The organism is Streptomyces sp. NPDC006197, from assembly GCF_040613865.1.
In the GTDB taxonomy this organism is placed as follows: domain Bacteria; phylum Actinomycetota; class Actinomycetes; order Streptomycetales; family Streptomycetaceae; genus Streptomyces.
In genome coordinates, this window is record NZ_JBEXSZ010000228.1 from 1 (window position 1) to 8436 (window position 8436).

Genomic DNA, 8436 nt, shown 5'->3' on the forward strand with positions numbered 1-8436 from the left:
GCCGGGCGCGGGCAGGGTCGTGGCGGGCCCGGCGGGCCGGTCGTCCAGGGGGGTCGCCGCGAGGCCGCCGAGGCCGACGACCCCGGCGACGGCCGCGGTGACGGCGACGGCCGCCGTCCACCGGCGGCCGGTCCACGGGCGCGGCGGCCGTCCGCGGCGCCCGGCCGGGGCGGGCTCGGCCATGCCCCGTTCCACCCGGGCGAGGATGCGGGCGTGGTCGGGCCGGTGCGCGAGCGCTGCCTCCCGCAGCTCGCGGCGGAGCTGTGCCTCGTCCATCAGCGCCTTCCCGCGGCGAGTTCGGTGGCGGCCCGGTCGCCGAGCAGCCGCTGGAGTTCCGCCATGCCCTTGGCCGTCTGGCTCTTGACCGTGCCGACGGAGACGCCGAGCGCGAGGGCGGTGTCGCGTTCGGAGAGGTCGAAGGCGTGCCGGAGCACGACGCAGGCGCGCTTGCGGAAGGGCAGGGCGCGCAGGGCGGTGCGGACGTCGACGACGGCGGGCACGTCCGGGTCCTCGGTGTGCTCCGGGCGCCGGTCCCAGAAGGCGGCGATCCGGCGCCGCTCGCGGACGGTGCCGCGGATGCGGGTGCGGACGAGGTTGGCGACGACGCCCCGGGCGTAGGCGGCGGGGTGGTCGGCGGCGCGGACCCGGTCCCAGCGGTTCCAGAGGGCGAGCATGGCGTCGGCGGCCACGTCGTCGGCGGCGTCGGTCTCACCGGTCAGCAGATGGGCGAGGCGGGCGAGTTCGGCGTAGTGGCGCTCGAAGAAGGCCCGGAACTCCGTCGCGTCGTCCTCGGCCCCGGCGTCCGTCGTGATCACGGGGCCGCGGCGGACGCCGGGCCCGTGCTCGCGCGGGGCGTCAGACGGGGCGCGATGAGCTCCGTACCGCGCGGGGCCTCGCCGGACAGGCGCGCGACGAGCCGCTCGACGGCCAGCCGGCCCATCTCCTGGGCGGGCACGGAGACGGAGGTGAGCGGCACGGAGGCATGCACGGCGACCTGGTCGGGGCAGATGGCGACGACGGACACGTCCTCGGGCACGGCACGGCCCTGGTGGCGCAGGAGCGCGAGGAGCGGCTCGACGGCGGCCTCGTTCTGGACGACGAGGGCCGTGGTGCCGGGGCGCTCCTCGAAGACGCGGGTGACGGCGGCGGCGACGGCCGCGTAGGTGCCCTCGACGGGCCGGTGGAGCAGCCCGACGCCATGGGCGCCGGCGGCGGCGCGCAGTCCGGTGAGCGTGCGGGCGGCGAAGCCCGTACCCCTCTCGTACACGGCGGGAGGCTCGCCGAGGACGGCGATCCGGGTGTGGCCGAGACCGGCGAGGTGCTCGACGCAGCGGACTCCGGCGGTCTCGAAGTCGAGGTCGACGCAGTCGAGTCCGGTGGCGTCGGCGGCTTCGGCGGTCTCGGCGGGCAGGCCGATGAGGACGGAGGGCCGCTCGGCCTCCTGGAGGCAGGGCAGCCGGGGGTCGTCGAGCCCCACGTCCATGACGATCATGGCGTCGGCGACGGCACTGCCCTCGACGCGGCGGACGGCTTCGGGGCCTTCCTCGCCGGTGAGCAGCAGCACGTCGTAGCCGTGGGAGCGGGCCGTGGTGGTGACGGCCATCGCGATCTCCATCATCACCGGCACGTAGAGGCCGGTGCGGAGCGGCATCATCAGCGCGAGGATGTTCGTCTGGCTGCTGGCGAGGGCGCGGGCGCCGGCGTGCGGCCGGTAGCCGAGGACGTCGATGCTGTGCTGGATGCGCTCGCGGGTGGGCGCGGATATGGACCGTTTGCCGCTGAGCACGTAGCTGACGGTGCTGGCCGAGACCCCGGCGTGGCGGGCGACATCGGCGAGGGTGACCACGTGCGTGCTCCTGGACGGTTCCCGGTGTTCCGGGCGACCGCCCGACGATTCGGCTCCCGACCCTAAGCGGCGGTTCGACGAGCTGTCCAGACGGGCCACGAAGACTCCGGTGTCGGGGGCGGGGGGGTGGCTCTCCCTGCCGTGCGGCCGGACGCCCACAGGGGGGTGTCCCCGTGTGCTCCTGGCGGCGCCTCCGCGTTCCGCGTCTGAACCCGCACCGCCGGCGCGGCGCCCCTCGGGTGCGGGTTCGGGCCGGTGGGCGGACCCCCGGCGGGGTCAGGCCGGCTCGGCGGACGCGACCTTCACGGGCTCGGTGACCCTCACGGGTTCCGTGCCGGCCGCACTGTGCCGTTCGGCCCACGTTTCCAGGGCCGTGCGGCAGGCGTGGTCGAGGTGGTGCAGGCCGGAGACGTCGACCACGATCGGTCGGTCCTGGGGCAGCGCCTCCAGGCTGTCGAGTATCTTCGGCAGCCTCAGGAAGGTCGCGTTGCCCGACAGATGCGCCTGGAGCGGGCCCGCGCCCTTGTCGATGACCTCCAGCCTGACGTGCGACGTCTCCCAGGCGGTCTTGGCCACGGACAGGGCCAGTCCGATCAGCACGCCCTCGAACATGTTCACGGTGACGATCGCGACGGCCGTCGCCACCAGGATCAGCGCCTCGCCCCGGTGTTCCCGCCACAGCGCCGTGACCCCGCGGAACGGGATCAGCTTCCAGCCCGCGTGGATCAGGATGCCGGCGAGCGCGGGCAGCGGGATCAGCGCCAGCGCCCCCGGCAGCAGCGCCGCGAACAGGAGGAGCCACACGCCGTGCAGGACGCGGGACGCCTTGGTCTTCGCGCCCGCCGCCACGTTGGCGGAGCTGCGGACGATGACCGCGGTCATCGGCAGGGCCCCGAGCACACCGCAGACCGCGTTGCCCGCGCCCTGCGCCATGAGCTCCTTGTCGTACTGGGTGCGTGGACCGTCGTGCAGCCGGTCCACCGCGGCGGCGCTGAACAGGCTTTCGGCGGAGGCGATCAGGGTGAAGGCCAGGACCGTGCCCAGGACGGCCGGGTCGGCCAGCTCGCCGAAGGCGTCGGCGCCGGGCAGCCGGACGGAACCGGTCAGGCCGTTCACCTCGACGGTGGCCACCGGCAGGCCGAACGCCAGGGTGACCGCCGTCGCCAGGATCACCGCGGCGAGCGCGCCCGGCACGGTCCGCGCCTTCTCCGGCAGGTGCTTCCACCCCACCATCACGGCTATGGTGCCCGCGCCGACCGCGAGCGAGGCCGGCGCCGCGGTGCTGTCGAAGGCGCCGAGGACGGCCCCGGGCAACCCCAGGATCTTGTCGACGCCGGAGGCGGGAGCCTTCAGGCCGGCCGCCGCGTACAGCTGACCGGCGATGATCACCAGACCGATGCCGGCCAGCATGCCCTCGACGACGGCGACGGAGATCGCCCGGAACCAGCGCCCCAGCCTCAGGGCACCCATGGCCAGTTGGAGCACCCCGGCGGCGAGGACGATCACACCGAGCGTGGCGAGCCCGAACTCGGTGACGGCCTCGAAGACCAGCACGGTCAGTCCCGCCGCCGGTCCGGACACCTGCAGGCTGCTGCCCCGCAGGAGACCGGTGACGATGCCACCCACGATGCCGGTGACGAGTCCGAGCTCGGCCGGGACGCCCGAGGCGACGGCGACGCCGACGCACAGGGGGAGAGCGACGAGGAACACGACGAGCGAGGCGGTGAAGTCCTGCCGTAAGTAAGGGAAGTTGGTCATGTCGGTTCCCCTCACAGCGCTTCGAAGGCGTCGGTGTCCGCGCGGTACTCGCGTACGGCTCCGGTGTGGACCTCGTAGTACCACCCGTGCAGGCCGAGCCGCCCGGACGCGAGGCCCTTGTCGACGCAGGGGTGGGAACGCAGCCGCAGCAGCTGCGTCAGGACGTGGTGCTGTACGGCTTCGGCGACCGTCGGGTCGGCCGGGTCGGCGCACCGGGGCTCCTCCGCGGCGTGCGCGAGCCAGTCGCGCACCGCGGGGACGGTGTCCAGGTCGTCGCCGCGCACCACGGCACCCACGGCACCGCAGTGCGAGTGGCCGCAGACCACGATGTGCCGGACGCCGAGGACCTCCACGGCGTACTCGATGGTGGCGGCCTCGCCGGTCGGGGTGCCGGAGCCGTACGGCGGGACGATGTTGCCCGCCGTGCGCAGCTCGAAGAGCTGGCCGGGCCGGGCACCGGTGATCAGGGCGGGGACGACCCGGGAGTCGGCGCAGGTGATGAACAGGACCTCGGGGGACTGGCCTTCGGCCAGTCGGGCGAACTCCTCAGGGCGCTGTCCGAACGTACGGGCGTTGTCGATGAGGGGTTGCATGGCGTGGTGGCTCCTCCTGGCGCGTCGTGGGGACGCGTCGGGTGTGCAGGGCAGGTGTGGGGTGGTGGGACTGCTCTGCCACTCAGCAGCGGAACACCTGGAGTGCGGCTGTGGAGCGGAGGCCCGGCGATTTCGCCGAGGAGGGATCCGCGGCACCGCGCGTGGCCGGCCGGGGCGTGGTCGAGGCGGGGCGCGGCGGCGACGGGCGTTCGGACGCGGCCGGCTTGTCGGCGGTGCGGTGGCGGTCGCGGGTGCGCAGGGGACCGATCGGGTCCGCCGGCGGCTCGGCGTCGCGACAGGTGACGACCTCGTCGTACGAGGCCGTCCCGGAGGACTCCGTTCCGAACGGTGCCTCGGCCACGGTGTGCCGGGGCGCGTGTGCGGCTGCGAAGGAGGCGGTGGTGAGGAGCTGGAGGGAGACGAGGACGAGGGCGAGGGCCGAGAGCCCCGTCCAGGCCGTCATTGCTCGGCGCATATGCCTCCCTCCAGGGCGATCCACCAGGTCTAGAGATCACCAACACTTGGTCAAGGACCAGTCAAGGAGACGATAACCCGGCAAGCCTCTTGCAGGGTTAACTGGACGTTACGAGTGGAAACGAGCCCGAAAACCCGAGAATTCTTGACGCGGACCGCCCCTTGAACGCCGGCCGCCGACCGTGTACGTGCGAAGCTCCCCGGAATGTCGGTCGTCGGCGCGGACCCGACCATGATCCGCCGGACAGGCCCTAGCGGAAGAGCGGGGCCGGAAGGATGCCGCGGGCCCTCAGCTCGCCCGCGACCAGCGCCGCGTACTCCGTGGCCCCCCGTACCGACGTGTGCGTGTTGTCCCGTTTCTCGGTCGTCAGATAGAGCGCCTTGGACGCCTCGGGGCCCAGCTGTTCGACCCGCGCCTTCGTGAGGGCGGTGAGGTCGACCAGCGGGGTGCCGAGCGAGCCGGCGAGGGCCCGGATCTCGGCGGGGTGGTCGACGCCGAGGCCGTTGACGAGCAGCGCGACGCCGTTGTCCAGGGTGCCGTCGGGGTTGAACCAGCGGCGGACGATCGGGGTGACGAGGACGGGTTCGCCGCCCCTGGCCCGTACCCGCTCGACGAGGGTGGTGAGGTTGGCCCGGTAGGTGGCCGCGTCGGTCTGCTTGTCGTTGTGGGCGAGCTGGACGAGGACGGGGTCGCCGGGCCGGATCTCCGCCTCGACCCGGTCGAAGAGCGCCGGGTTCGCCAGGAAGGTGACGGTGCTCTCGCCGGAGTCGGCGTGGTTGGCGACGGCGACGCCCCGCCCGAGGTGGACGGGCAGCATCTGGCCCCAACCGGTGTACGGATCGGCCGGCTGGTCGCAGACGGTCGAGTCCCCGACCAGGAAGAGGCGCCGGGCGGCGGGAGCCGGGGTGATCCGGAGCGAGGCCACGCGCGGCGCGGCCCCGCCGAGGACGAGGTCGAGGCCCGGGCTGCCGGCGGCGCCGGTGGGCTCGCCCTCCGGGTCGCGGACGTCCACGGTGAAGGAGCGCCGGAGCCGCTCCCCCGCCCCGGTGGCGGTCTCGGCGAGCAGGGCCCGCCGGGTCTCGCCGGTGACGGCGGTCGCCCCGGCGGCCCGGCCGCCGAGGGTCACGGTCACGTCGTACGTACCGGGGGCCACGTCGAAGTGGCAGGCGAGCGTCCCGGTGTCCGTGGGGACGCAGTGGTCGAGGCCCTGGCCGAAGGGACCGTCGGCGTGGGCGGCGGGCGCGCCGGCGAGGGTGCCGAGCAGGGTCGCCGTCGCGGCGACGAGGGCTGTCCTTCTCATCGTGCTTCTCCCGGTGGTCACTTGGGCAGGTGGTCGCCGACGAGGGCGAGGTTCTGGATGGCGGCGAGGCCGAACAGGGCGGTGGTGTTGGTGCTGATCCACAGGTGTTCGTAGCCGGGTTCGAGGGCGGCGGAGCCCTGGACGGGGGTCTTGTCCCAGACCATGGCCGCCGTGTAGCCGTCGCTCTTGTCGAACTTGGCCCAGGCCCGCTGGGCGAGCTTGGTGTCGTTCGACCGGGCGGCGGCGTAGGCGTCCAGGCGCGAGTGGCCCTGGAAGAGGAGCAGGGTGCCGAAGTTCTGCCCGTAGCGGGCGGCCTGTTCGGTCTTGGTGGCGTTGAAGTAGCGGCAGTAGTCGAGCCAGGCGCTCTCGAAGGCGGGCATGTCGATGAGGTCGATGAGCTCGGCGCACATCTCGACCAGGCCGAACATGGCGGAGAGGTGGGAGACGCCGACGACGGGCTTGTCGGCGATCGCGAAGCGGCCGGTGTCGAGGTCGTAGAGGCCGGTGCCCTGGACGAAGCCGTTGGGCTGGGCGGCGATCGTCTCCATGGTGGAGCGGAGCCGGGCCTCGGCCTTGGCGGCCTTGGGTCCGCCGCGCTCCCACTCGGTGAGCCAGGCGGCGGCGAGGCCGCTCCAGTCGGTGCCGAAGCCGACGGAGAGGGCGTGCCGGTCGGGGGTGTAGGGCTCGGTGCGGATCTTGCGGATGGGGTCGAGGACGAGGAAGGTCTCGTCGGAGTCGACCTGGTCGTGCATGAGGTCGCCGACGCGTTCGTCGGCGGTGAGGAAGTAGTACGGGCGGCGGTAGACGGCGGTGGAGATGCGCTGTTGCTTGGCGCTGTCGGCGAAGTGCTGGACGCCGTGGCGGGTGCCGAGGCCGGCCCACTTCCCGAGGTGGTAGACGTCGACCTCGCCGGTGTGGCGGGTCATGGCCTCGGCGAAGCGGAAGACGTCGGCGCGCCCGGAGCGCAGGTAGGCGTACCAGAGCCAGAGGTCGGGCGAGAGTTCGGAGTTGTCCCAGGCGTAGCCGCCGACGTCGTACCGCCACTGGTGCCGGTCCTCGTCGTAGGTGTGCATGATGTCGCCGTAGTCCCAGAAGCCGTACCAACGGCGCTGCTCGGCCTGGTCCTTGTAGTAGGTGAAGAGGTAGTCGAGGTGGTCCTCGATCCTCGCCTTCGCCGGGGTGGAGCGGTCGACCGGCGAGAACAGTCCGCCGAACACCCGGGCGCGGACGAGGTCCTCGGGGCTCGCGGCGAGCTGCGGCGGGGTGCGGACGGCGGCGGCCTGGGCGACGAGCGCGTCGGCGGTGGGGGTGGCGGCGTTGGCCCAGAACATCAGCTCGCTGGTGCGGGCGATGCCGTAGGGGGTGCCGAAGCCGGGCTCGTGGTCCTCGTAGGTGATGTTGAGGCCTTCGAGCTGCTCGGGGTACGTGTCCTGGCCCATGCCGTCGTGGTAGAAGCGCAGGTCCATGGGCTGGGCCTCGGGTGACCAGAGCCAGAGGGTGACCTCGGCGGCGTCGCCGGCGGCGCCCCGGATGTCGAGCTGGGCGGGGTGCTTCTGCCAGAAGTCCCGCAGGCCGAAGGAGAGTCCGCCGGTCACCCCGCCGACGTAGCCGAAGCCGCTCGCGCGGCGGCCGCCGCCGGCCGCGATCCAGCCGTGGCCGGGCCTGGTGCGCTTGCGGAGGGCGAAGCCGTCGGCGGAGAGCTGGGCGAGGGTGTAGTCGCCCCAGGTGGGGACGTACTGCATGCGGGTGGTGACGCGCTGGTCCCAGGTGGCGGGGTCGGGCAGCTTCTCGCCCCTGACCTGCGCCGTGCGCACGGCGGCGCCGGGATCGCGGCGCAGGCCGGTGACGCCCTGGACGGCCTCGGTGAGGAAGCCGGCGCCCTCGCCGGCGATGCGGACGTGCCGGTCGTAGGCGGCGTCGCGCATCGGGACGGTGAAGCGGACGCCGAGGCCGCGGATGAAGTCTTTGTTCTGGTCACCGTCGTAGGTGATGGTGTGGACCATGCGGAACGACTCGGAGCCGGCGTAGAAGTACAGCCGCACCGAGAACGGAAGCCAGCTCCGGCTTCCCTTGCGGTGCTTGCCGTCGATCCGCACCACGGCCCGTACGGGACCGCTCTGTTCGACGACGGCTCCTGCGATCTCCCCGTCGAACCGCTCCCACTTGGCGTTGCCCTGGTCGCCGTCGTCGAGGTCGCTCTGCCGGAGGAGGACGAGCCGGCCGTCGGTGGCGATCTTCACGCCGTCGCGGGTGACGGACTCGACGAGCTTCCCGCCGTCCTTCGAGACGACGGCCCGGACGGTGCCGGTGTCGACGGTGATCCGCCGCCCGGTCTCGGTGACGGACACGGTCTTCGCGCCGGTCGCGGGCTCCTTCGGCATGCCGAGGCCCGCCGCCTTCATCGCGCCGCCGACGATGCCGCCGAGGACGATGACGCCCACGCCGGCCCAGAAACCGGGCACGT

General features: G+C 73.3%; 7 protein-coding genes and 1 pseudogene. All 8 read right to left on the reverse strand.

Annotation, left to right across the window (positions count from 1 at the left end; all coding sequences use genetic code 11):
• Window positions 1-276: pseudogene (locus ABZ318_RS37875) on the reverse strand (hypothetical protein); the annotation flags it as partial.
• A complete protein-coding gene (locus tag ABZ318_RS37880; RefSeq protein WP_356906966.1) occupies window positions 276-815 on the reverse strand; it encodes a SigE family RNA polymerase sigma factor in 540 nt (179 codons plus the stop codon). The pseudogene ABZ318_RS37875 and the gene ABZ318_RS37880, both read right to left, overlap by 1 nt.
• Window positions 812-1846, reverse strand: a complete 1035-nt coding sequence (locus ABZ318_RS37885; RefSeq protein ID WP_356906967.1) for a LacI family DNA-binding transcriptional regulator — start codon at window positions 1844-1846, stop codon at window positions 812-814. Before ABZ318_RS37885 ends, ABZ318_RS37880 begins: the two co-directional genes overlap by 4 nt.
• Window positions 1847-2122: 276 nt before the next feature.
• Window positions 2123-3604 carry a SulP family inorganic anion transporter gene (locus ABZ318_RS37890; RefSeq protein ID WP_356906968.1) on the reverse strand — a complete coding sequence of 494 codons (1482 nt, stop codon included), beginning with the start codon at window positions 3602-3604 and terminating at the stop codon, window positions 2123-2125.
• Between the two features lie 11 nt (window positions 3605-3615).
• Entirely contained in the window at window positions 3616-4197 is a 582-nt protein-coding gene (locus tag ABZ318_RS37895) for a carbonic anhydrase (RefSeq protein WP_356906969.1), read from the reverse strand.
• Between the two features lie 82 nt (window positions 4198-4279).
• Window positions 4280-4660, reverse strand: a complete 381-nt coding sequence (locus tag ABZ318_RS37900) for a hypothetical protein (protein WP_356906970.1) — start codon at window positions 4658-4660, stop codon at window positions 4280-4282.
• A gap of 262 nt (window positions 4661-4922) precedes the next feature.
• On the reverse strand, window positions 4923-5972 hold the full coding sequence (locus ABZ318_RS37905) for a rhamnogalacturonan acetylesterase (RefSeq protein ID WP_356906971.1): 1050 nt from the start codon (window positions 5970-5972) through the stop codon (window positions 4923-4925).
• A 17-nt stretch (window positions 5973-5989) separates the two neighbouring features.
• Window positions 5990-8389, reverse strand: coding sequence for a Tat pathway signal sequence domain protein (locus ABZ318_RS37910; protein WP_356906972.1), 2400 nt, complete (start codon window positions 8387-8389; stop codon window positions 5990-5992).
• Between the last annotated feature and the right edge of the window lie 47 nt (window positions 8390-8436).

Coding starts and splice junctions, on each gene's coding strand:
- ABZ318_RS37890 (WP_356906968.1), bottom strand. CDS start 3,604: ATGACCAACTTCCCTTACTTACGGCAGGACTTCACCGCCTCGCTCGTC.
- ABZ318_RS37895 (WP_356906969.1), bottom strand. CDS start 4,197: ATGCAACCCCTCATCGACAACGCCCGTACGTTCGGACAGCGCCCTGAG.
- ABZ318_RS37900 (WP_356906970.1), bottom strand. CDS start 4,660: ATGACGGCCTGGACGGGGCTCTCGGCCCTCGCCCTCGTCCTCGTCTCC.
- ABZ318_RS37905 (WP_356906971.1), bottom strand. CDS start 5,972: ATGAGAAGGACAGCCCTCGTCGCCGCGACGGCGACCCTGCTCGGCACC.